The sequence below is a fragment of the Psychrobacter sp. genome (assembly GCF_030454045.1).
GTDB lineage: Bacteria > Pseudomonadota > Gammaproteobacteria > Pseudomonadales > Moraxellaceae > Psychrobacter.
Genome location: NZ_JAKDJE010000003.1, coordinates 24,106 through 48,529, shown reverse-complemented (window position 1 = coordinate 48,529; position 24,424 = coordinate 24,106). Strand labels below are relative to the sequence as shown.

Genomic DNA, 24,424 nt, shown 5'->3' with positions numbered 1-24,424 from the left:
TCCTTATTAATCAATCAACATCTCAGCAAAGCGCTCAATGATCGCCTCGTTGACATCCGTGTCATTTATCACCGCGATACGGCGTACCCCGCGCAGCAGCTTGTTCAGACGGCGCGCATTGCCTTTGCTCACCTCATACAGCCGCTGGTTAAACGCATCAGTTCCCAGCGCCGACTCACAAAACATATTGATATCACCAGCAGGCAGACGCGTCTTGATATCCAGCGCCAGACCCACACGGCTAAACAGCTGCTTATACTCACCGCGCGCACCGCGCAGGTTGGCACGTAGGCGAGGCATACCCGCGAGCACGATAGCGCAGCCCGTCTTATCATGAATGCGGCGCAGTATCTCAAGCGGCTTATAGCTCAGCAGCTCCGCTTCATCGACGATCAGTAAGCGGTCAGAGCCTTTGAGCTTATCGATCACAGCGGTCATCATCGCGTGACTGTTTTTCGCAGGCGTAATACCCAGCAGGGCGCACAGTTCTTGTAGCATCACCTTGGCGGTAAACGTCGGATCAACCTCCATCATCACTACATTAGACTTACGTGCCGCATACTCTTTAAGCGCCATTGTCTTACCCAGTCCCGCCTCACCGATGACCAGATAGATATCACTCATGTCATGCGCCAGACCGCAGATTTCCAAGATGCGATTGGCAGTAGGCGTGGGCACAAAGTCCGCCGCCACATCCTTTTGCTTGCTGCGATAGCGCTCTGCCAGCTCAGCGACAGCCTTATCGATAGCAGCCACGTCGCCTTTATACGCGCCTTTTAAATACTGATTGATCGCAGTGGCAGAGTAGCCCAGCTGCGCAGCGGCCTTGGCTTGACTCAAACCCGTGTTTTCGATATGCTCTTTTAAAAGTTGAATGCTCATTTATTTAGCTCCATTTGACTTTTTAGTTTCATCCAAATCCAAATCACTCAGGAACATTGCATATTCCTGCTTGGCTTTGGGCGCGACGGGCGCAGCTTGCATCAGCTCATGCAATGTCTGCGCTTTTTCATGCTCTAGTGTTGGCCGCAGCTCAGCCTCAGCCTTCACGCGCTCTTCATCCAGTTTTTTCAGCCTACGCTCAGCACGCTGGCGGCGACTTCGTTCGACGACCGTTTCACTAAACGCCGCCTTTTTATTACCATCGAGTATCGCATCACAGATATAACCACCATCTGTATCACGCACGATGATGCTACTGGCGTCATGCTGATCGAGATACGCTACGACAGACTGGCCGTCCCATACCTCCAGCGCCTTGTGCCAATACTCATTGTTATAGACAGTGATCCACGCACGCTGTACCACACGAGTGACCGCAGGGCGAAACATATCCCGCGCCTCAACCTCGGTCAGCGGTATGATGTCGGCCGCGTCCATCTGCTTCATGATGTGCTGGCGCATTTGCAGCGGTGTCACATTACCGATGGCAGTATGCTTGTGCTCAGTGTTGTACCAATGCACAGCAGCCTCGATCACATCCAGCAGCTGGTTCCAGCTTGGCAGCTTACCCTTGGCCCATTTCTGTTTTGGTGTCAGCTCGCTGCGGCCTTCCGCCTCTGCCTTAGCAAGGCTGGTCGTCGCGGTACTGATTTTGCGCAAGCTGTCACTGTCCACATTAGGGCCGTGATAAGTCTCAAACTGACGCGCGATAGGCTGCGCAAGTGTTTTCATGACACGCTCAATGATGCCGCGCCCCTGCGGATTGCCGGGGATGCCTGTCTCGTGATGGACACCGAGCCGTGCAAACACACCGTTTACATCCGTATCAAACACCTTATTTTTCTGACCACCGCCGTTATCTGAGTAGTAGATAGCAGGGATGCCATGATTGACCATCGCGTGGCGCAGCGCATCGCCCACCGCGATATTGTTCTCCGCATAAGCCAGCGACCAGCCCACGATATAGCGGCTTGCCGTGTCCATGATGAGCGTCAGCTCAGGGGTGAACGGCTGCCCATGCTCAGGGTGCGCCACCTTCATCTTCAGACTGTGACCATCGCCCGTCCACACATCGTTATTCATAAGCCCAGACCAGTCCCGCTTTTGATACGTCTTAAGCGCTTTCATCTTCGCCCCAGTCAGACGACCCGCCTCACGGAGGAACTTAGGCATCTTATCCAGTGCGCGGCGCACCGCATCATAGTGGGGCACAGCATCTGCGCCATGCTTGGCAGCGTAGGCTTTTTCAAACGTCCGATAAGCCTCAGCCATCCCCACGCCATTGGTATTGCGAAACACCGCCATATAGTCTGGCAGCCACTCCATCTGCGTTGGTGCGATTTTTGGCTGACCCTGCTTTTGCGGTGCCAGTGCAGCAAGGCGCTCTGTTGGTGTGTTGCATTTATCCGCAGCGATACACCAGTCATGCAGTGCACGCTTACCGATACCCACCTTGCCGCGTGCGCTCGCTCGCGCCTTAGCACATATCGCGTTATAGTCAGCATGGTCATCGACTGGCAGCGCCGCATCACGGCTCATAGCGACCACCGCATCCAGCGCCTTGTTACGACTACCCAGAGCCGCCTCATACTGACCGACTAATAAAGTCATCTGAATGCGCGCATCAGCAGTAGCACGCTGAGCATCGTCAAGCGCTTGCAGATCACGATTAGCAATAGTCGCAACTTGCCGTGCCGCATCAGCAGACTGCTTGGGTACAAGTACTTTGTAGGCTTTCGCCTTGATTTCGGCTTGCACCTCAGCGGGCAGACTGTCAAAAGCGTATTCAACACCACCACCACGTCCTGACCGTTTACGGTTAGACCAGTCATCTTTTTTTGCTCGATAGATGACACCAGCTTTTGTTGATGGTAAACTCTTTAACCGATAGTCGGCTAATTCTTGCGCATTCAACCACTTTTTAACTTTCATAACCTTTATCCTGTTAAAAATTGATTGCTTAAGAATAACGGCTTGGCCAGATATCGCTTGCCTCTACGCCAATAGCGCCTGCGATGATACGTTCAGCCTTTGGATAAGGACGATACAAAGCATTACGCAAACTGTTACGCGAATAACCGCTTGCCTCTGATAGCCTTGACATATTCGTCCCTGCTTTTTTAATAGCCGCTATAATGTCGGCTTGATGCCAGTCTTCTGGCATCTTTTTTTGACTTTGAAAAGAATACATTCAATTACTCCTTTTGCTTATTGAATGTATTCATTCTAACCGTAAAGTGTTTAGCTGTAAACAGTAAAAAGACACTTTACAGTTAAAAAATAGCTGCAAAGCATCCGATTAAAGGTAACGTATTGATATAAAAGGGGTTTATTTAACTGTAAAAAGGAAAATAAAATCTAAATATTTTTTACTCTTTACGGTTTATTAACTGTAAAGCATCAATAATGGATTCTAGCTGATGAATAGACAAGAAATCGGAAATCGCTTAAAGAATGCCAGGGAAGACTGTGCGTATTCCAGAAACCGTGTTGCAGCGGAAGTAGGCATAGGCACGACAACATTGCAGCAATGGGAGACAGGCACCAGAGAAGCGTCCATCGAAACCATCGGAAAGCTGGCAGAGCTATACTGTGTTAGCTCTCAATACTTGATATTTGGAGAAGTATCGCCATCGCCTAGCCATGTCAGCACACCGCAGCCCCCTGATAGCGCTGACTCAGACACTACCAGCGACGACTACGTTTACATCCCAGCCTATGACATCGAAGTCAGTGCAGGGCATGGCAGCGTATGCTTTACAGACGCCGAGCCACACAAGCATCTAGCATTTAGACAGCGCTGGATCACAGCCAGAGGGCTACAAGCCGACGCCCTCGCAGCGCTGTTTACCAGAGGCGACTCCATGACACCCACCATCCCAGAGGGCGCAGCCGTCATCATCGACCAGACCCGCAATCAGGCGCTGGACGGCAAGGTCTACGTCATCCGCATCGACGACAGGCACTACGTCAAGCGTACCCAGTGGCTCATAGGCGGCGGTCTCAGGCTTATCAGCGACAACAAGCTCTACGACCCACTCGACATCACCAAGGACGACATGGCAGCAAACAACATCCAAATCTGCGGTCAAGTCATCCATGCAAGCTATGACCTGCCTGACTAGCAGTGCTATACTGGGCGGACATACAGGAGCGCACACCATGACAACAGAACCTGAAAACCCCTTGCAATCAGTCCGTGACACCATCTGCCTAGGCTCAAAGGACTATAGCCTAAACCACCGTGACGCTTGACTTTATGGCATTGTGGTTGGCTGGGATGACTGTCTCGATAGCATTGCCAAGCAGCACAACTGGTCAGCCGCTACCGTCAGCCGACTAAAGAGACTCCACACCGCCTACCAATCCCAGCTAAACGCCTAACCATCACCCACAAAAAAGGGCAACCCATCACAGGCTGCCCTCATCACTTCTTAACCGCTCTTTAAATACCGTTTAAACGCTCATCACATTATTATCACTTATGCACAATTAAACGCCTATTTTATATCATTAAACCTCATTTTTTATCATTCCCTAGTTCTGCATAACTATTCGACCCAATTTTGTCTAACCCTTGTTATTATTAGCTTAGAGAGTGATAATGATGGTCTTTCCTCTATACTTAACCTATGCAATACTAATCACTGCCCCACATAGCATCTCATCATGAATTATATTCATCCTACCGTGAAGAAACATTAGGTTAAAGTGGTTTATAAAGGCGGAACTTTTGTAGATAATGAGCGCAGTTTTGCTTATATACTGTTTTTTGTAATTTTTGACACCTTTTACGTCTTAATAGTTATTTCTTATGTCTGCATTTTTTAATTTGATTACTTTGGAATCGACCATGTTTTTATCACGTTTATCTTCACGTACCTATCTTCGCCTAAGTATTTTAAGCGCGCTTGGTCTGCTTGCCGCCAACACCGCGATGGCAGTGACCCCTGAGACAACCAGCATTGATAACGGTGAGATGCCACAGGTTGAGCTTGATAAAATTGTCGTGACAGCGACGCGTACACCCACTAAAACAAGCAATGTGGTCGCGCAAACTCGCGTCATTGATAGCGAAGAGCTGCAGCGTTATCAAGGTCAAAGTGCACTTGATGTATTAAAACGCCAACCTGGTGTCAGCTATTACACTAACGGGGGACCTGGTACGGTATCAAATTTTTATATGAGAGGTTACGACAACAAGCAAATCTTGGTATTGATTGATGGTATACGGTATAGCTCATTAAGTGCAGGTGGAGCAACTCTAAGCCTACTCCCTGCTGATCAAATTGAGCGTATAGAAGTCGTCTATGGGGCTTCTGGTTCTAGTATTTATGGCGCTGATGCAATGGGTGGCGTGATTCAAGTTTTTACTAAAGGCAGCAACGTTGAGCGTAGTCAGTTCTCAGTAACCACAGGCATAGGCTCAAACGATGAATATCTATACGGCGCTAGCGCTCAGTTTACTAATGGTAAAGGCACTTCAGTCAGTTTATCTGCTAGCCACAATGAAACCGATGGTATCAACGTAACGCTACCTAATAATTTTGGGTACAATCCTGACGATGATGGCTTTGAGAGCGATAACTTTAGCATTGCCTTAAACCAACGTATCAATGAGCAGTGGTCTGTAGGTGCTAGCGGGTTGTATAGTAAGTCAACGACTGAGTTTGATAATGGAGCGACACGAGACGATTATTCTGACCAAGAAAATGGAGCTGCTCAAGCCTTTGTTGATTGGCGTTACTTGCCTGGCTCATCAGTGAAATTACAATACGGTCATTCTATTGATAAACTGGATAACAAGTTTGGCGATATATTCGATACCAAACAAGATCAAATTAACTTAATTGGTAAGCATAGACTACCCGTTGGACAAGCTATTTATGGTTTAGAATACCTAGACCAAAGTTTAGACACTACAGCTTCTGGATATAATATTGAAGACCGTGATGTAAAAAGTGCGTTCTTAGGCTATCTGCTAGCTAATAATCAGTTTGATGCTCAAGCCAATATACGCTTCGATGATAACTCGCAGCATGGCGACCAAACCACTTATAATTTAGGTGGTGCTTATCATTTCAACCCGAGCTTACGTATTGGTGCTAACTACGCTAAAGGCTTCCGCGCTCCTGATTTTAACGAATTATATTATCCAGGCTCCGGAAATCCTAGACTAAATGCTGAAACTAGTGATAACTATGAAGCTTTCATCGAATATGAGACATTGCTACAATCCACACGCTTGACAGGTTATCATAACAAAGTTGATGATTTAATTAACTTTAATGCGCTATACGATAGTGATGGAAAATATATTGGTGGTAGTTATGAAAACATTGAACAAACAAAAACTAAAGGGGTTTCATTAACTTCAGATTGGGTTATCAATAATTATCTGCTTGGAGGTAGTTATGACTATCAGCAAGCTAAAGATGATAGCGGTAAAGCCAATGATGGTAACTTTCTTGCTATTCGTCCTGAGCATAAAGGCCTAGTCTACATGGGATATCGTTTACCAAGCTTAGATATTCGTGCTGAATATCAGTATGTAGATGATTACTACAGTGGCACTGATAATACTGATGCACAACTCGTTGACAGCTATGGTTTGTTGAATATTAGTGGCAACTATCAGTTAACCAATAACCTAACTATGACCGCGCGTCTTAATAATGTTACTAATAAGAAGTATATTACCTTACCTGGTTATAACACCGACGGCACTAACTTCTTCACGTCTTTAACCTATAACTGGTTCTAAGCCTGTCTAGCAGTATAAAAATCCTGTCGTTATCAAAATAAATTAAGGTCATCAATCGATGGCCTTTTTTTGTATGAGTAAATACTCCAAACGCTTACTATTTATATCAAGCAAAAGGTGACAAGCTGCATCGCATCTATTACAATAACGACCTCCGAGAGGTGTTGCGCCATAATCATCGATCACTGCATCTAGGCTTTATCGCTAGGCACATCAAGCATTATGTTAGGCTCGGTTAACTGTTTGCAGCATTTTTTGCTTATTAACAGCGCAAATAACGGCACCTGCGTTTTTATTCTTTTTATCAATCATTGACCACTGATAGGAGCATATTATGGACGCAGTGTCTACCACCCCATCTGCCCATACCATCGACCCTTCCTTTACTGACTATAAAGTCGCTGACATCAGTCTGGCTGACTATGGCCGCCGTGAAATCACCCTTGCCGAAGCTGAAATGCCTGCATTGATGGGTCTACGTCGTCGCTATCAAGACGAGCAGCCACTCAAAGGTGCCAAAATCGCCGGCTGTATTCATATGACCATTCAGACCGCAGTGCTTATCGAAACACTCGTTGCGCTAGGTGCAGAAGTACGCTGGACCTCATGTAATATTTTTTCGACCCAAGACCACGCAGCGGCAGCAATCGCGGCGGCTGGCATTCCTGTGTTTGCTTGGAAGGGCGAAACTGAAGAAGAGTACGAGTGGTGCCTCCGTCAGCAAGTACATGTCGGCGGCGAAGCATCAGGCGAGCTTTGGGAAGCCAACTTGATCTTAGATGATGGCGGCGACCTTACTGCGTTGATTCACAATGAATATCCACAGATGCTCGATAGCATCCATGGTATCTCAGAAGAGACCACCACAGGTGTGCATCGTTTGATCGAAATGCTAGGCAAAGGCACGCTAAAAGTACCGGCTATCAACGTCAACGACGCGGTGACCAAATCAAAAAATGACAACAAATACGGCTGCCGTCATAGCTTAAACGATGCTATCAAACGCGCTACCGATATGTTCCTTGCTGGTCGCCGCGCTTTGGTTATCGGTTACGGCGATGTAGGTAAAGGCTCTACACAAAGCTTACGCCAAGAAGGCATGATTGTCCGTGTGTCAGAAGTGGATCCTATCTGTGCCATGCAGGCATGTATGGACGGCTTTGAAGTATTATCACCATACATCGACGGTGACAACACTGGCGGTGCAGACAGCATCAACAAACGATTGCTTGAAGACACAGACTTGATTGTCACCACGACTGGTAACTATCACGTTTGTGACCGTCATATGCTAGCGGCCCTTAAGCCTGGTGCGGTTGTATGTAACATCGGTCACTTTGATACCGAGATTGATACTCAGTTTATGCGTGATAACTGGCGCTGGGTTGAGATCAAACCACAAGTTCATCAAATTTTCCGCTCAGATGATGAAAACGATTATTTGATCTTGCTTGCTGAAGGTCGTCTAGTGAACTTAGGTAATGCTACTGGTCACCCATCACGCGTCATGGACGGCTCATTTGCCAACCAAGTATTGGCTCAAATGTATCTGTTCGAAGAGAAGTTCGCTGATCTGCCGACTAATGAGCGCTTTGATAACTTATATGTAAAAGTATTGCCTAAGAAGTTAGACGAAGAAGTGGCCGCTGCGATGGTTGCAGGCTTTAACGGTACACTAACCAAGCTGACCCAAAAGCAAGCTGAATATTTGGGTGTGCCTGTCGAAGGTCCATTCAAACCTGACACTTATAAATACTAAAAGGAGCCTGACTGTGAGTAAGCCTGCTTTCTCCTTTGAGTTCTTTCCTGCAAAAACCGAGCAAGGTCACGAAAAGCTTCTTGGCACTTATGATGAGCTAAATAAGTTGTCACCAGCGTATTTTTCGGTGACCTACGGTGCGGGCGGGTCGACTCGTAGCCGTACCTTAGACATCGTACAAGCACTAAGCGCGCGCAGTGAGACTGAAATTGCGCCGCATATGTCTTGTCTTGTATCGGCGATGACAAAGCACAAATCGCTGAGTTACTTGAGTTTTATAAAAGCTTAGGCATCAGACGTCTTGTCGCACTACGTGGCGATTTGCCATCCGGTCAGGTGGGTATGGGTGAGCTGCCATTTGCAGTAGATTTGGTCAAGTTCATTCGTGAGCACTCAGGCGATCACTTCCATATCGAAGTGGCGGCCTATCCTGAGATGCATCCACAAGCGCGTAGCTTTGAGTTTGATGTTGACAACTTGGTGAATAAGTACCGCGCTGGTGCCAATGCATCAATTACGCAGTTCTTTTATAATGCAGACAGCTATCTGTATTTGCGTGACACGTTAGAGAAACGCGGTATCGATACCATTGCCCAACCATTGGTAGCTGGCATCATGCCGATCACCAACTCTAGTAACCTGATACGCTTTGCTGATAGCTGCGGCGCTGATATTCCGCGTTATGTGCGCAAGCGATTGGCAGATTTTGGCGATGACAGCAAATCTATTCGCGAGTTTGGTTTTGATGTGGTGTATCGCTTATGTGAGCGCTTAATGAGCGAAGGCGTGCCAGCCATGCATTTTTATAGCATGAACAAAGTTGAGCCAAATAAACGCTTGGTTGAAGCATTAGGACTTACTGTTTAATACTTGATAATCTTGATAATTAAGCAAGTATATAATGAATTTATAACTAACTGGCGCTCTTCGGAGTGCCAGTTTTTTTATTGGAAAATTTTATCTACTGGACATTCATGTATCAAAAAACACATTTCATCTTAATGTATTTCTTAAATTTTTCTTACTATATGATAATGTCGTTTATCCGTTGAGCGCTGTTATCTAGCAGTAATTATCATAAAGGGAGTGCCTTTCGTAGCATCAAGTGATATTCTATTGGGTCAATAATAATCGCTCACAATCAAATAATAGGAATAAGACCAAGTGCGACGTTTTTTTTATGCCATTAATAACGACAATACTGATGCTATGCCTTTACCTAAGCTGGGTGACCTACCTCTAGGGAGCCACGTTGAGTTACCAGACAGCGTCGTCCATCACTGGTGCCGGGTACTGCGCGCCAATGTCGGTGACCAAGGTATTTTGTTTGATGGATTTGGCGGTGAGTATCAGGTAGAGCTACAAACCATTAGCAAAAAAAAGGCCACTGCTACTCTATTGTCTCACTTAGATGATGATCGCAGCTCACCTATTATTAGCAAAATTGGTTTAGTAATGAGCCGTGGCGAGCGGATGGATTATGCGGTACAAAAAGCAACAGAGCTTGGTGTCACGGCTATTCAACTGCTTAGTAGTCATCATGGTGAGGTCAACCTAAAACCTGCACAAATCGAGAAAAAACTGGCTCACTGGCAACAAGTCGCTATAGCAGCATGCGAGCAATGCGGCCTGAATCGCCCACCTCTGATACTTACCCCATTATCTATCAATGAATGGCTAAACCATTCTGATTCTTTGAATACAGCAACAATGGTCAGCCCTATCGTCTCTATACTCAGTCAAGACACTTATTATCAAGTGCTACGTAGCGCTGCAGATCTACGTATGCAGATGAGTGTGCCTGCGGCAGGACAACCTGCAAAACCTGAGAAACTGGCCTCAGTTCTCAAGCAAGAGTCTCCCTATATTGAACTATTGATTGGTCCTGAAGGTGGTCTCAGTAACGATGAATGTCAAAAAGCAGAATCTGTAGGTTTTATGCCTTGGCAAATTGGCAACAGAGTATTACGCACAGAGACGGCGCCAGTCGTTGCTCTAGCCACCTTACTCGCTCTACATCATTCAAGTAAGTAATCAATAATAATATTTACTATCGTTTGCACACATTAATAAAATAGAACTTTTGTTTTATATTGTGTAGAATCAAAAGTGATCTTAGTTCTAATTTAGTAAAGTGAATCACAGTACTTATTTTTTATAAGCCTTTATTTTTTGTGAAACATTATTATGAGCAACTTTGACCCCATTTCAGTATCGATTAAACAGCGACTCATGGCCCAACTGTGTGAGCAGATCGAAGATGCTGTTTTTGTATTAGACAGCAATTTACGCTATCTATCTGTCAATGCCAGCTATGAGCTTATGATTGGCTATAAAGAGTCCTTTTTGGTCGGTCGTCCACTCGGTATTTACGCGGCTGAATTTTTATCAGATGAAGAGCAGCTTATCCTAAAAGACATCAAGAGCAATTTAAGAGAGTCAGGTTTCTACGAGTTGGATTTTTCCATGGCCAATCGCTATGGTGAGACGATCGATTGCCAAATCACCTATCGTAAAATTTGTATCGATCAAGCTGTCTATCATGTGGGTATGCTACGCGACATGTCTGCCGTCGTTAAAGATCAAAAGCAGGTTGCTCATTTACTCAACTACGATCAACTCACTGGATTGCCCAATCGCAAAGTGTTTTTGAGTCAGGCCAGTGACGTTTTATTAGACACCTATCAAGAAGTCGTGATTGTACGTCTCAATATAGACCGCTATCGCAATCTGGCAAGTTTGCTGGGGTCTGAGGGAATAAACACTTTAATACAGAAGTTTGTGAAACGTATCAAAGAGCTCCATTTAGAGCATTTACGCTGCTTTTCCCACTTTGGCGGGGATGACTTTGCGTTATTGTTTGAGTGTCAAGATGGCAATATGGTACGTCATCAATTAGATACGCTCATGCAGATGTGTGAGCTGCCCTTCACAATGAATGGAAACGCGGCCACAGATGCAAATATCTACTGCCATATTTCTGTAGGCGTCAGTTACTTTCCCAAAAATGATGCTCAGGTCGCAGGATTGTTGAGCAAAGCAGAAAAAGCCCTACAGTATGTCAAACAACACGGCGGCGATGATATCCGTTGGTATGACAAAACCATTGAGGAGGCCACTTCAGGCAGCCTACAGTTAGAGTCAGAGCTTAGAGTGGCCACGTCAGAAGGTCAGTTTATACCATATTATCAACCAAAATTTTTGTTAGATACGGGTATTATCACAGGTTTTGAAGCATTGGTGCGCTGGCAACACCCGACTCGTGGATTGTTAAAACCAAAACATTTTATCGATGCTATTTTGACTCACAAGCTATCGTTTGAGCTGTTTGCTCAAATGGCCAATCAGATTGCCAAGCAGTTATCTGAATGGCAAAAGCAAGGGTTTTGTCAGCATATCTGTATCAATGCCGATGCGGCCGAATTTAGCCACCCTGATTTTTTTGCGATGGTAAGCGGTTTGCTAGCACAGCACAATATTGTAGCTTGCCAGCTACATATTGAAGTGACTGAATCCTCTTTGATTCAGCGCCATGATGATGTGCGAAAACAACTAACCTCTCTCAAAGAGTTAGGTGTCTGCCTAGCGTTAGATGACTTTGGTACTGGTTACGCCTCTTTGAGTTATCTACAAGAATACCCCTTTGATTTTATTAAAATTGATAGGAGCTTTATCTCAAAAATTGATACCGACCGTACTCAGCATGCCATTGTAAAAGCCATTCTAGACTTGGCAGATGCTCTAGACATGCATGTGGTGGCAGAAGGTATCGAAACCGAACAGCAGCGCGATGTGTTGTTCGATATGGGTTGCAAAATTGGTCAGGGCTATTGGTTTGGCAAACCTGTCCCTGCTGATGTGGCCACTGATATGCTGGTCAAACAGTATGCCACCGAATAGCTCTTGTTTTCTGGGTATCATAAACCGCTTATTGGCGCCTTTGCCTCTAAAGCGGTTTTTCTTTATGCGAACGTTATTTTTATGATGAAAATTGGCTGATATAACTCTGAATCTTTGATCTGTCCTGTTGTATATCGATCAATGTTTCATAGGGTTATTAATGATTCAGATTGAGGCCTAACGTTGATTGCACAATCGATGCAAGACAGGTTCATGACTTATCAGTGCTTTCACCAAACTTGTATAATCACCGATGAACGCCTATCTTTTATAGTGAATTTGTCAGAGCTTACTATTTATCAAACCGACTCTGGCGATCACCATTATTCTTAATACTATTTTATGTAATCGATGACTTGATTGATCTGTTTTACTACCTATTTTTATACACTTATTTAGGCTGCTCAGATTGACGAGAGCTAAATTTGGACGCTATAAGACAGCGCAACCATAGGCTCGCTATTGATTATCATCAACTACATTCTAAAAAGGACAGGAAGTTATGCAATACAAAGCGCCCTTACGTGACATTCAATTCGTGATGCATGAGCTACTCGATAGTGAAAGCCACTACAAAACGTTGCCTGCATTTCAAGAGGCTGATCGTGAGTTGATGGACAGCCTATTTGAGATGGCGGCAAGCTTTGCCGAAAACGAGCTATCACCATTGAACCAAAGCGGCGATGCAGAAGGCTGCCAGTTTGACAACGGTACTGTGACCACACCCACAGGCTTTAAAGACGCTTATAAGCAGTACTGTGAGCTTGGCTTCCCTGCTTTATCTGCTGAAGAAGAGTTTGGTGGTCAAAACATGCCGTTCTCACTATCAACGGTCATCAATGAGATGGTCGGTACGGCTAACTGGTCATTTTCTATGTATCCTGGCCTATCGCATGGCGCTATCCAGACCATCGAGCACCATGGCACTGATGAGCAAAAACAAACTTACCTAGAAAAAATGGTCACCGGCGAATGGTCAGGCACCATGTGCTTGACAGAAGCCCATGCGGGTTCTGACTTGGGTATTATCCGTACCAAAGCTGAGCCAAATGATGACGGTACTTATAGCATCACCGGTCAAAAAATCTTCATCTCAGCAGGCGAGCACGACCTCACCGACAACATCATTCATATCGTTCTAGCCCGTCTACCAGGCGCGCCTGCTGGCACCAAAGGCATCTCACTGTTTATCGTACCTAAAGTGTTGGTCAATGAAGACAACAGCCTTGGCGAAAACAACAACGTCGTCTGTGGCTCTATTGAGCACAAAATGGGTATCAAAGCTTCAGCGACTTGCGTGATGAACTTTGATGGTGCAAAAGGCTACTTGATTGGCCCAGAAAACCGCGGTTTACAGTGCATGTTTACCTTTATGAACGTCGCTCGTATCGGTACTGCTGTTCAAGGTTTGACTGCAGCAGAATATGCGTTCCAAGGCTCATTGACTTACGCAAAAGATCGCCTAGCGATGCGCGCGCTATCAGGTGCCAAAGCGCCAGAGAAAGCTGCTGACCCAATCATCGTTCATCCAGCCGTTCGCAACATGCTGTTGACCGAAAAAGCCTTTGCCGAAGGTGGTCGTGCGCTCGTTTATTACCTCTCACACTTTGCCGATACCGTTGCCAAAGGCGAAGGCGATGATCTTAAATTTGCAGATCAAATGCTGTCACTGTTGACACCAATTGCTAAAGCGTTCTTGACTGAAACGGGGCTCGAAGCTGCCAATCACGGTGTTCAAGTTTACGGTGGTCATGGTTTTGTTAGCGAATGGGGCATGGAGCAAAACGTCCGTGATACCCGTATTGCTTGCCTATACGAAGGCACCACTGAGATCCAAGCTCTTGATCTTCTTGGACGTAAAGTGCTGGGCTCGCAAGGCAAACTGCTTGCAAACTTTGTCAAAATTATCCAAACATTCTGTGAAGAGAACAAAGAAAATGACGAGATGGGTCAGTTCATCCGCCCGCTTGCCAAACATGTCAAAGAATGGGGTGATCTAACGTCACGTATTGGGATGCAAGCCACTGAAAACCCAGACGCTGTTGGCGCTGCCGCGGTTGATTATATGTACTTTAGTGGTTATGTAACTTTGGCTTATTTATGGGCGCGTATGGCATTGGTTGCTCAAACCGCTATTGCTGACGGCACTGGCGAAAAAGCATTCTATGATGCCAAGGTCAAAACGGCTCAGTTCTATTTCACTAAACTACTACCACGCACCACGACCTATGTACAGCGTATCAGCACAGGCGTTGAGCCATACATGAGCATGGATGTGGACCAGTTTGCTTTTTAATTAGCCCCAAATCCCTCTCATATCGTATTTTTATCGGCAACATACTTCGGTGTGTTGCCGATTTTTTTTGGTATGGGTCTTACTGTGCTGATTATGATCGTTGATAGCAACCAGTCGCGTGCTTTTTATAAGTAGTTGCTCTGTCCAAAACCTACTCAATGACTGCAATAGTGGCTGCTAACTTTTGGTGCACGCACAATTCACGAAGAAATACACCCGCTCACAAGCTTATTTGTTAAACTTTGAATATGAATCGCTAAGGTTACATCAAGAGAACAGTTGATAATCTTAACAACTCCAATTTTATCTATTTAAACCAAAGGAATGTTTATGGCTGTTTATAACGCCCCTCTTAATGACATGCGTTTTATGTTGAATGATGTATTTAAGGCGCCACAATTTTGGCAAAATAACGAAAACTTAGCTCATGTCGACATGGAAACGGTTGATATGATTTTGGAAGAAATGGCAAAACTTTCAAAGAATATTCTATTGCCTATCAACCGTAGCGGCGACGAAGAAGGTGCAACCTTTGAGGGTGACGGTGTTGTTACTACGCCAGCAGGCTTTAAAGACGCGTACAAACAGTATGCTGAATCAGGCTGGGTTGGCTTAAGCGGTAACGCTGAATACGGCGGTCAAGGCTTCCCGAAAATGGTTACCATGCTCACCGAAGAGATGGTTTTTACGGCCAACCAATCGTTTGCCCTATACCCCAACCTGACCGTCGGTGCAACGCTGTGTCTGAATGCGGCTGCCTCTGAAGAACAAAAGCAAACTTACTTAGAAAAAATGTATAACGGTGAATGGTCGGGCACCATGTGCTTGACAGAGCCGCATGCAGGTACTGATCTTGGTATCATTAAAACCAAAGCCGTGCCTAACGATGATGGTAGCTACAATATCTCTGGTACCAAAATCTTTATCACTGGTGGTGAGCATGACCTCACTGACAATATCATTCATTTGGTATTGGCAAAAACCCCCAATGCCCCAGAAGGCTCAAAAGGCATCTCATTGTTTGTCGTGCCAAAATTCTTGGTCAATGAAGATGGTAGCTTGGGCGAGCGCAATACATTAGCTGTTGGCTCTATCGAACACAAAATGGGTATCAAAGCGTCTGCCACTTGCGTCATGAACTTTGATGATGCCAAAGGTTGGATGGTTGGTGAGGAAAACACTGGCCTATCCTCAATGTTCATCATGATGAACTATGAGCGTGTCACTATGGGCTTACAAGGTCTTGGTGGTTCTGAACTTGCTTATCAGAACGCGGCTCTATATGCCAACGACCGTGGTCAAGGCCGCAGCGATACGCAATTACAAAGCCCAGAAAAACCTGCGGATGCCATCATCCACCATGCAGATGTCCGTCGCATGCTATTGAACGCCAAAGCCAACACTGAAGCTTCACGTTGCTTTGCGATGTATGTCGCCAAAAACCTAGACGAAGAAAAATTTAGTACCGATCCTGAATCAGCAAAAGCCGCCGCTGCTCGTGTTGCCCTACTGACGCCAGTGGCTAAAGCATTTTTGACTGATAAAGCGCTAGAAGCAACCGTTGATTGCCAGCAAGTCTTCGGTGGTCATGGCTATATCCGCGAATGGGGTATGGAGCAAATCGTTCGTGATACGCGTATTGCTCAGATTTATGAAGGTACCAACGGTATTCAGGCACTTGATCTGTTAGGCCGTAAAGTGGCAAAAAATAACGGCAAATATGTCATGCATTTCTTGGGTGAGATTCGTGATTTCGTCAAAAACATGCAAGCGGATCATGGTATCAAACAAGCCACTTTGGATGCGGCGGATACGATTGAAGAGCTCACTACAACGGTGCTGAACAATATTGGCGAACGCAAAAACGAAATCAATGGCTGTGCGGTTGATTATATGCATGCCTTTGGCTACCTTGCTTACTCATACATGTTTGCGTTGATGGTAGAAGCCGCCAACGGTAAAGAAGGCGATTTTTACACCAATAAAGCCAAGCTTGCAGATTACTTCGTTGGCCGTATCTTGCCACGTATCGATGCTCATGCACAAATGGTCAAAGCTGGTAGTGACCCGATGATGAACTTTGATCTTGACTACTTTGATGTACCAGCCAGCTAAATGCTCATCATGAAGACCCGATAAAACCATGAAAAAAGGACAGTTCAATGACTGTCCTTTTTTTTGGCAAAATAACTGCTAACAAAATAATTCACTATCCATGCGTGGTTACGATTAAAATAGCGCAAGATAAGGTGTCACTTAAGTGCCATAAAAAGCCATGATTCCTAACAATATCATGCACATTGTTAAATAATAAAAACGATTGAAACAACCACAACAAAGGGTGCGACGTGTCAGAATTAAAACGCATATTACAACAGATTACAGCCCTAAGTGATGTGCCCGATCCTGCGGTGCTCAAACGCTTGATCGAGGAACTACGAGTCAGCGACAAAGAACCTGCTTTAGCCAACCAAAACATTCAAACCCTTATTGATATTCTCCATCAACATCCAGAATACGGCGATGGGCTTTCTAGCTTCGTTTTAAAACTGATTATCCAGTATCGTCAAATCGCGCTTTATACTGATACTGGAATCATGTCTGACCAAGGGTTTTTCAACAGCTTACGGCGGTTAATTGGTCACCGCTTTTTGCCAATATTGCCTCAAGACGATTCAGTTGTCGAATTGATCGGCTATTTATTTGATAAGCGTACCGACGAGCGCTGGCTTGCCAATATCGAGACTCAGAAATGGGATGAGCTTGTGCAACTGCTTCGGGTGGAGTCAAAACACCTAGACTTGGTTGCTACAGCAAAGAACAGTATTTTGAATGCGATTATTATTTTGTCTTATCGCATCAGCGGTCTGGGCTTACATCCTGATTTGATGGATTCTTATCCGCAGATGCTCAACTACTCCGCCTCTTTTGTTGCCCAAAACCAAGAAGCGGTGCTCTTTGTCAATCAGTATAGACAAGCGCATGAGCTCGATACCTTAACAGATATCACCCCAGAGCAAGCCGTTGATCCAGCGCCATTGCTGGTTATGATTGAGCAATGCGAAGATATCGTTGCGACTATCCGCAAACGGATCTACAAAACAGGTATTTCTATTCGCTTGACCAATATGATGCTGCGCTTAGATCAAAGCTTGCAGCGCATGCGTATCTTGACGGAGCTGGTCACAGACGACAATCAAAGAAGAGATCGCGCCGTCATTGAGTTGATCCAGACACTGATTACCACTGCCAATCGCCGCTATAGCATTGGTCACTTGATTGATAACAACACAAAACTCTTGTCACGCAAAGTCACCGAAAACGCCAGTCGCGTGGGTGAGCACTATATCAGCACCGACAAGGCTGGCTATCAAAAAATGCTCAAAAAGGCCTCTATTGGCGGTTTCGTCATTGCCTTTATGGCCACTATAAAAATACTGGCTTATCAATTGGCACTCGCGCCGATGGGTAGAGCATTTATTAACAGTATGATTTATGGCTTAGGCTTCGTTTTCATTCACGTGATTCGAGGCACAGTAGCGACAAAGCAGCCAGCCATGACCGCCGCCGCTATCGCTTCCACCATCTCTGAAGGCTCTGGCAAAAAATCGCATCAGTTGACTAAATTATCAGAGTTGGTCGTTGATATCTTGCGTACGCAATTCATCGCTATCATGGGTAACGTCATGTTAGCCGTTCCTGTTGCGCTTATTATTTCTTTTGCTTGGTTGCAGTATACAGGCGCGCCAATGATTGGCACAGAAAAAGCAAGTCATCTGCTGCATGACTTGGATCCGTTTCATTCATTGGCTCTTCCCCATGCTGCAATTGCTGGGGTATATTTGTTTTTAGCAGGTCTTATTGCAGGCTACTATGACAATTTGGCAGTATACAACCATGTGGGTGCGCGTATACAACGCCATAAGCTACTACAATATATCCTGCCTAAATCATGGCTTCAGCGCTTAGGCGGCTTTATAGAAGCCAACTTAGGCGCCATCATGGGTAATTTTTTATTCGGGGTCTTTTTAGGGAGTACCGCCACCATCGGCTATATATTTGGTTTGCCAATTGACATCCGCCATATTGCCTTTGCTTCCGCGAACTTGGCACATGGCCTATTCAATATATCTGCCGATGACATCAGCTGGAGCCTCATTTTAGTTTCTATACTTGGCGTGGCACTTATTGGTATGGTCAACCTGATCGTCAGCTTTTCGCTGGCATTGTTTGTCGCCTTACGCTCCAAAGAAGTGCGTTTCTTTGAATGGAGTCGCCTCACAAAGCTGGTCTTTGGACACATCATCAGCCACCCTTCTGATTTTTTCTGGCCGCGTGATAAGCCAATGAAGTATGCGCGTATTGATAGTCAAGGTCATATGATATTTGATGATACCTCCGCACAAAAAAATGGAAAAGCCGTACCAAGTAATTATGTGGTACGCCGGTTATCCGATGTCAGAATACTGCCCGAATCCAAGCAAGCAACCGCGCAAAATTCAGAAACCAATACGGACATATATTATGACAGTCAACCACCAGGCGATCACAATCAGCCTCATAACTCTCCCAAAAAGATTATAGACCTAGATGATGGACTAGCAGATGAAGAACTAAACAGTAAGCCTTATACCAATGATATCCAATACGATAAGGTCACCAAGACGCTCAATACTATCAATCACGATACTAACGATAGTATTGGTCATGAGTCAAATCATGCTGATGATGATAAGTCGACTGGTGATGCCAAAACACCTTTGCCAAAACCTAAAAAACCACCAAAGCTGCCTGATTAATTGGGTAGTTTAGGTGGTTTTATGCAAGGTCGATAGCTGATCTTTGACTTAATCGTCACAACATTTGTCATGAGAGTAAGCTAAAAGGGATTAATATGACATGTTACCTTTATCTTATGAATTATGTACTTTCAAAACAGCCATTACCTGCCCAACATACGCTTTGCTATCAAAAGCGTTTACGCGCCCGATGTGACGCCGCAGAACTTTCATGCCGTGGCTGAAGTCTATCTTGAAGGGAGCCGACACGATGATCCGCATCGGTGTTGGATCCGACGCGTCCAGCGTTGCGTCCTTAACCGCATTCGGATCTATAGAATTGGTCAACCAATCGGTATCTGTGACCAAACAAAAATAAAATCTTGACCTTCGGCATGCCATATTGCGTGTTCAAGAATAAGCAAGACTGCTGCTACAAACGAGTAGGAGCATTAGTTATTATGACAAGGTTCAATATGACCTACTGCTTCGTTATAATTGCTTCTTACCTCTTTCCAACTCTAGCAATAGAATTCTTGCATAAGTCATCGCTAGCCCTTGCAACTCCGTCAGTGAAAGTCAATAAACTGGTACTTTTGCAAGAGATCTAATAGTTAGTATTTTCATAGCGCCTATTTTGATTATATTTTTAATCATACTTATTATGATGAATTGGGCTAAAGCAGACAAAAATGATGTTAAGACAATTAAAGTTTTATCAAAAATTCTTATTATTATATTTATTTTAGATTTGATGATTTTTTCATATATATGGAGCAATATTGGTAGGTTTTACTAAGATGCATCTAAATGCAACTCTTATTCAGCCTGTTGTATTAAGCCAATTTTAACCCTCGCTAAAAACTTGAGCACTGTGCGCTAGAAGTTGTTACTTGACCATCACTCAAGCGATAAGCCAATAAATAATTGCCCCACACGCAGCCACCATCGAGCGCACGCGCATATGGCAAGTCAACCTCACCTTTTAGGGCCGCCCAATGACCAAACAGTATCTTGCGTGTGCGCGGTACTTGCCACTCAAACCAAGGCAAAAAATCGGTTGGCATCGGCTCATCAAGCCCAGCATTAAAATCAAACTCAAGCGCCCCATCCTGCTTACACAGGCGCATACGCGTAAAGTAGTTAGCAATCGCCCGCATTTTGGTAAATCCTGCAATATCATCATGCCACTTATCCGCTTTTTTACTATACAGATTAGGCAACAGCTCATCAAGCTGCTCTAAACTTCCTTGTAGCTGTGCCTCTAGCTGCTGCGCATAGCCTGCTGCTGCCTCAATGCTCCAGTGCGGAGGGATACCTGCATGCACTAATACCGTACGCTCATCTGGATACGCCAATATCGGCTGATGCCGTAACCATTCGAGCAGCTCCTCACAGTCATCAGCAGCAAAAATAGGCGCAGTTTTGTCTTTGCTCTTGAGTTTTGCCGCGCCGCGCCAGACGGCAATCAAATTAAGATCATGATTGCCTAACACAATGGCTGCCGCACCTTGCTCACACAATGATTTGACATCGCGTAACGTATTTAATGAATCCTCGCCACGCGCCACCAAATCACCCGCAAACCATAATTTGTCTTGCGCGGGATCAAAATTTAGTGTCTGTAGCAGTTGTAGATAGGCGGCATGGCAACCTTGCAGATCCCCAATGACATACTGATGGCGAAAACTCATAATCCCTCTATGATTTTTATATGATAATTGGGAGTTATTTGGATCAAACGTCTATATGGCGTGTTTGATTACTTAGATTGACAAAATCTGTAACGCTCAACGTCTCAGGACGTGCCTGCGGATCGATACCGCAAGCGGCAAAATCATCCTCACTCAGCGTCGGCAACAAGGTTGATTTTTTGAAGATAGCGCGTAGCGTTTTGCGACGATGATTAAAAGTTTCACGTACCACGATAGCAAAATGTGCTTCATCCTCTGCCACCACGGGTTTGTTGATATGCGGCGTTAGGCGAAAAACGGCACTGGTGACTTTTGGCGGAGGATTAAAAGCCCCACGAGGCACTGTGAGCAAATAATCTGTATCACAGTAATACTGCATGATGACAGACAGACGACCATAAGTTTTGCTACCAACGTCGGCTGTGATGCGCTCAACCACTTCTTTTTGTAGCATAAAGTGCATGTCTTGAATGACATCGGCAAAGCTCAGCAAATGAAACAAAATAGGCGTTGAGATGTTATATGGTAAGTTCCCGACGACACGCAGCTTACCGCGCTCCTCGCTGTAAAACTCACGATAGTCCACATGCATGGCGTTATCTTTGATAATCGTAAAATTTGGATGGCTATTGGCACCAATACGAATGCGTAAGCTGTCTGCCAAATCGCGATCTAGCTCAACCACTGTCATCGCATCTACTTCTGCCAATAGAGGCTCGGTCAATGCGCCCATACCAGGCCCAATCTCAATCAAATTATCATCACGCTCGAGACGAATGCTTTCCACGATTTCGCGAATCACGCTGGTATCATGCAAGAAGTTTTGACCAAAGCGCTTACGCGGTTGGTGCTTGGCTGTACGTAAACTGTTAGAAATGGCTTGAGCATCAAATGTAGAGTTGGACATAAGAGAGTCTTAATGTATAAAAGATAAATGAGAGATGGTAGCAATGTGCTGGTGTTATAATGGCAAATTATAACACAGCTCATAATTAGGGCGTGTTTTTGAGATATTCTATCTATAAACCATGTACAATCTAGCACAATCAACACGGCAGCTTTTTGCTCCCGAACCATTTACCATAATGCAGCTTTATAAGAATAAGGGTGGTACCCTAGTGAGGACTTGAACACTAGGCTGTGGGCTAGGAGTATCAAGGTTTAAAATCTCTGAATTGGTTGCAGTGTACTTCATGGTGTACTTACCATAAATATTCCATTAGTGATCGGTGCGCTATACAGGCATCGGAATACTAACCTTAGGTATAAATTTATATACCATGAAATTGATAGTATGAGTCGTTACGAACGTTATGTTAAATGGTTTTGACTAAATTATTCTGAGACGAAAATAATATGAAACAAGAAGAAATTAGAGAAAAAATGACCATTCTTATTGATAAGTTATTATCAAATACTTTAAGTGAGCAAGAAGATGACAAAGTTTTGGATGAAATCAGTCGAATTTCTCCATATCGATATTGGAGTGATTTAATTTTCTGGACTAACGACTACGTTGATGAGATTGATGGAAACCTTAAGTTAAAGCACGACGAGTTTTTTGATGAGGTATTTAACGGTTCTAAATTAAATGAAGAACAGGAAAAACAGAAAATCAAAGAACTTTTGGCACATTTAATAACAAATGATTTTTCAGGTTTGCCGATACAGTCTAGCATGGCTGTAAGCGCTGAAATTGATAGACTATCTCCTGATAAGAATTGGTGGGCAATCCTATATTCGAATACAGGCGTTTTGAATCCAGAGTTTATGGATAGAGAAGGTGATTTTAATTATGAACTGTTTGTTGAAAAGCTATTTGATTAGCATGAGTTTATTATTTGAGAGTATAGTTCCCATGTAGGGTGTCGAACCAGCGAAAGCACCTGATTGGTCATCCTAATGTATACCCCAGCGGAACCAGCTATTTCACCCTTCAAACCCATTTATAGGCCACTTAAAACATACCAGTATAATGGAACCACTTATATCAGGTCATGCTTGATAATTTATAAATAGACATAGCTGACATTAGACTTATCCCATAATGCCTAACACATCTAGATAAGACAGCAACTTATACAATAGTTCCACTAACAATGGATCTGTCTGCCATCTCATTTGCCATTACAATGGCTTGGTATAAACTCGTCGCACTTGCGCCGCCACGCCCTGCCAAATCAAGCGCGGTGCCATGATCGACAGAGGTGCGGATATAAGGCAAGCCTAAGGTTAAATTAACAGTATCGCCAAAACCGTGTGATTTGAGTACGGGCAACCCTTGATCGTGATACATCGCAATGACCGCATCACAGTTTGCCAAATGTCTGGACGTAAATAACGTATCGGCTGGCATCGCCTCAGAGATATTGATACCCGCATCGGTGAACTCTCGTAAGACTGGATTGATAATCTCAATCTCCTCCATACCCAAATGCCCACCCTCGCCTGCATGTGGATTGAGGCCGCAAACCAAGATACGAGGCTGCATGAGACCAAACTTCTCTCTCATGTCATCGATGACGATTTGTACCGTTTGGCGTACATTGTCGGCAGTAATCGCAGCAGGTATGTCTTTTAATGGCAAATGGGTAGTGACAAGCGCGACTTTCATCGCTTGATTGGCTAGCATCATGACGACTTTCTCACAGCCACTTTGCTGCATAAAAAACTCAGTGTGACCGCTAAACATAGTGCCATCTAACAGCTTGATACCAGCATCTATCAGCGCTGATTTTTGTAAGGGACCTGTGACGATAGCGGCGACTGTTCCATTTACTGCTAACTGATGAGCAATGTCTAATTGCTGAGCCACCATCGCTGAGTTAGCAGTATTGATTTGTCCGCCAGTAACTGGTCCTGCGCAAGGGACGTTAAGCAAAATAAAAGCACTATCAGCATCTATATCCTGCTGTGCTATCTGCTCGGCCGCGTCCATATCAAAGTCATCAGCCTTGTTGTCAATGGTTTGCCAAATAGGCACTTCTGTCAACACGCCAGCTGAAACCAGCTCATTTGCACGGACTTGCATCGCGTTTGCGTCAGCGGTCACCCAGATGGGACGGTCAAAATCTTGCAGCTTGCCCTCTGCCGCCAAACTCAGTACGACATCCATTCCAATGCCCGCAGGCTCACCTGTCGTGATTAATAATGGACGTTTTTTTTCTGTCATAGCAATAGCCTTATTTTATTTAAGCTTTTGATTTTATTATATTTATCGTCAATATTTTCAGTTGTTACGTTTAGACAATGGATGCGGTCTCTTATTTTATGCATAACAACCACTGTAGA

At 44.8% G+C, this 24,424-nt stretch carries 15 protein-coding genes and 1 pseudogene; 10 read left to right on the top strand and 6 right to left on the bottom strand.

Going from position 1 to position 24,424, the window contains the following annotated elements:
* Nucleotides 1-6: 6 nt before the first annotated feature.
* The 3 genes from L0G63_RS01050 to L0G63_RS01040 are packed head-to-tail and all read right to left on the bottom strand — an operon-like array spanning nucleotide 7 to nucleotide 3,133.
* Nucleotides 7-882, bottom strand: coding sequence for an AAA family ATPase (locus L0G63_RS01050; protein WP_301448981.1), 876 nt, complete (start codon nucleotides 880-882; stop codon nucleotides 7-9).
* Nucleotides 883-2,874 carry a Mu transposase C-terminal domain-containing protein gene (locus tag L0G63_RS01045; RefSeq protein ID WP_301448980.1) on the bottom strand — a complete coding sequence of 664 codons (1,992 nt, stop codon included), beginning with the start codon at nucleotides 2,872-2,874 and terminating at the stop codon, nucleotides 883-885.
* A gap of 28 nt (nucleotides 2,875-2,902) precedes the next feature.
* Nucleotides 2,903-3,133 carry a helix-turn-helix transcriptional regulator gene (locus L0G63_RS01040; RefSeq protein WP_301448979.1) on the bottom strand — a complete coding sequence of 77 codons (231 nt, stop codon included), beginning with the start codon at nucleotides 3,131-3,133 and terminating at the stop codon, nucleotides 2,903-2,905.
* A gap of 229 nt (nucleotides 3,134-3,362) precedes the next feature.
* On the opposite strand from L0G63_RS01040, the gene L0G63_RS13660 reads away from it, so the two are divergent.
* The 9 genes and pseudogenes from L0G63_RS13660 to L0G63_RS00995 all read left to right on the top strand — a co-directional run bounded on the left by L0G63_RS13660 (nucleotide 3,363) and on the right by L0G63_RS00995 (nucleotide 19,460).
* The gene (locus L0G63_RS13660; protein ID WP_367618344.1) at nucleotides 3,363-4,067 is read left to right on the top strand and encodes an XRE family transcriptional regulator; all 705 of its coding nucleotides are present in this window, start codon (nucleotides 3,363-3,365) and stop codon (nucleotides 4,065-4,067) included.
* A gap of 728 nt (nucleotides 4,068-4,795) precedes the next feature.
* On the top strand, nucleotides 4,796-6,706 hold the full coding sequence (locus tag L0G63_RS01030) for a TonB-dependent receptor (RefSeq protein WP_301448977.1): 1,911 nt from the start codon (nucleotides 4,796-4,798) through the stop codon (nucleotides 6,704-6,706).
* Between the two features lie 334 nt (nucleotides 6,707-7,040).
* Nucleotides 7,041-8,465 carry an adenosylhomocysteinase gene (gene ahcY / locus L0G63_RS01025; protein ID WP_301448976.1) on the top strand — a complete coding sequence of 475 codons (1,425 nt, stop codon included), beginning with the start codon at nucleotides 7,041-7,043 and terminating at the stop codon, nucleotides 8,463-8,465.
* 13 nt (nucleotides 8,466-8,478) lie between these two features.
* Nucleotides 8,479-9,332 (top strand): annotated as a pseudogene (locus L0G63_RS01020) (methylenetetrahydrofolate reductase).
* Nucleotides 9,333-9,629: 297 nt separating this feature from the next.
* Entirely contained in the window at nucleotides 9,630-10,499 is an 870-nt protein-coding gene (locus L0G63_RS01015) for a 16S rRNA (uracil(1498)-N(3))-methyltransferase (protein WP_301448975.1), read from the top strand.
* Between the two features lie 153 nt (nucleotides 10,500-10,652).
* Nucleotides 10,653-12,365, top strand: coding sequence for a GGDEF domain-containing phosphodiesterase (locus L0G63_RS01010; protein ID WP_301448974.1), 1,713 nt, complete (start codon nucleotides 10,653-10,655; stop codon nucleotides 12,363-12,365).
* 502 nt (nucleotides 12,366-12,867) lie between these two features.
* The gene (locus L0G63_RS01005; protein ID WP_301448973.1) at nucleotides 12,868-14,661 is read left to right on the top strand and encodes an acyl-CoA dehydrogenase C-terminal domain-containing protein; all 1,794 of its coding nucleotides are present in this window, start codon (nucleotides 12,868-12,870) and stop codon (nucleotides 14,659-14,661) included.
* Nucleotides 14,662-14,991: 330 nt separating this feature from the next.
* Nucleotides 14,992-16,776, top strand: coding sequence for an acyl-CoA dehydrogenase C-terminal domain-containing protein (locus L0G63_RS01000; RefSeq protein WP_301448972.1), 1,785 nt, complete (start codon nucleotides 14,992-14,994; stop codon nucleotides 16,774-16,776).
* A 233-nt stretch (nucleotides 16,777-17,009) separates the two neighbouring features.
* Nucleotides 17,010-19,460 (top strand): site-specific recombinase, encoded by a 2,451-nt coding sequence (locus L0G63_RS00995; RefSeq protein ID WP_301448971.1) that lies wholly within the window; start codon nucleotides 17,010-17,012, stop codon nucleotides 19,458-19,460.
* 836 nt (nucleotides 19,461-20,296) lie between these two features.
* Here the strand turns inward: L0G63_RS00995 and L0G63_RS00990 are convergent.
* Both L0G63_RS00990 and rsmA read right to left on the bottom strand, forming a co-directional pair.
* Nucleotides 20,297-21,133 carry a symmetrical bis(5'-nucleosyl)-tetraphosphatase gene (locus tag L0G63_RS00990; RefSeq protein WP_301448970.1) on the bottom strand — a complete coding sequence of 279 codons (837 nt, stop codon included), beginning with the start codon at nucleotides 21,131-21,133 and terminating at the stop codon, nucleotides 20,297-20,299.
* 43 nt (nucleotides 21,134-21,176) lie between these two features.
* A complete protein-coding gene (gene rsmA, locus L0G63_RS00985) occupies nucleotides 21,177-22,040 on the bottom strand; it encodes a 16S rRNA (adenine(1518)-N(6)/adenine(1519)-N(6))-dimethyltransferase RsmA (protein WP_301448969.1) in 864 nt (287 codons plus the stop codon).
* A 449-nt stretch (nucleotides 22,041-22,489) separates the two neighbouring features.
* Between rsmA and L0G63_RS00980 the strand changes: the two genes are divergently transcribed.
* The gene (locus L0G63_RS00980) at nucleotides 22,490-22,960 is read left to right on the top strand and encodes a hypothetical protein (protein ID WP_144296245.1); all 471 of its coding nucleotides are present in this window, start codon (nucleotides 22,490-22,492) and stop codon (nucleotides 22,958-22,960) included.
* Between the two features lie 250 nt (nucleotides 22,961-23,210).
* Here L0G63_RS00980 and pdxA read toward each other — a convergent pair whose 3' ends face one another.
* The gene (gene pdxA / locus L0G63_RS00975; protein ID WP_301448968.1) at nucleotides 23,211-24,305 is read right to left on the bottom strand and encodes a 4-hydroxythreonine-4-phosphate dehydrogenase PdxA; all 1,095 of its coding nucleotides are present in this window, start codon (nucleotides 24,303-24,305) and stop codon (nucleotides 23,211-23,213) included.
* Between the last annotated feature and the right edge of the window lie 119 nt (nucleotides 24,306-24,424).

Coding starts and splice junctions, on each gene's coding strand:
- L0G63_RS01045 (WP_301448980.1), bottom strand. CDS start 2,874: ATGAAAGTTAAAAAGTGGTTGAATGCGCAAGAATTAGCCGACTATCGG.
- L0G63_RS01000 (WP_301448972.1), top strand. CDS start 14,992: ATGGCTGTTTATAACGCCCCTCTTAATGACATGCGTTTTATGTTGAAT.
- pdxA (WP_301448968.1), bottom strand. CDS start 24,305: ATGACAGAAAAAAAACGTCCATTATTAATCACGACAGGTGAGCCTGCG.
- L0G63_RS00980 (WP_144296245.1), top strand. CDS start 22,490: ATGAAACAAGAAGAAATTAGAGAAAAAATGACCATTCTTATTGATAAG.
- L0G63_RS01050 (WP_301448981.1), bottom strand. CDS start 882: ATGAGCATTCAACTTTTAAAAGAGCATATCGAAAACACGGGTTTGAGT.
- L0G63_RS01040 (WP_301448979.1), bottom strand. CDS start 3,133: ATGTATTCTTTTCAAAGTCAAAAAAAGATGCCAGAAGACTGGCATCAA.
- L0G63_RS01030 (WP_301448977.1), top strand. CDS start 4,796: ATGTTTTTATCACGTTTATCTTCACGTACCTATCTTCGCCTAAGTATT.
- rsmA (WP_301448969.1), bottom strand. CDS start 22,040: ATGTCCAACTCTACATTTGATGCTCAAGCCATTTCTAACAGTTTACGT.
- L0G63_RS01005 (WP_301448973.1), top strand. CDS start 12,868: ATGCAATACAAAGCGCCCTTACGTGACATTCAATTCGTGATGCATGAG.
- L0G63_RS01010 (WP_301448974.1), top strand. CDS start 10,653: ATGAGCAACTTTGACCCCATTTCAGTATCGATTAAACAGCGACTCATG.
- ahcY (WP_301448976.1), top strand. CDS start 7,041: ATGGACGCAGTGTCTACCACCCCATCTGCCCATACCATCGACCCTTCC.
- L0G63_RS13660 (WP_367618344.1), top strand. CDS start 3,363: ATGAATAGACAAGAAATCGGAAATCGCTTAAAGAATGCCAGGGAAGAC.
- L0G63_RS00990 (WP_301448970.1), bottom strand. CDS start 21,133: ATGAGTTTTCGCCATCAGTATGTCATTGGGGATCTGCAAGGTTGCCAT.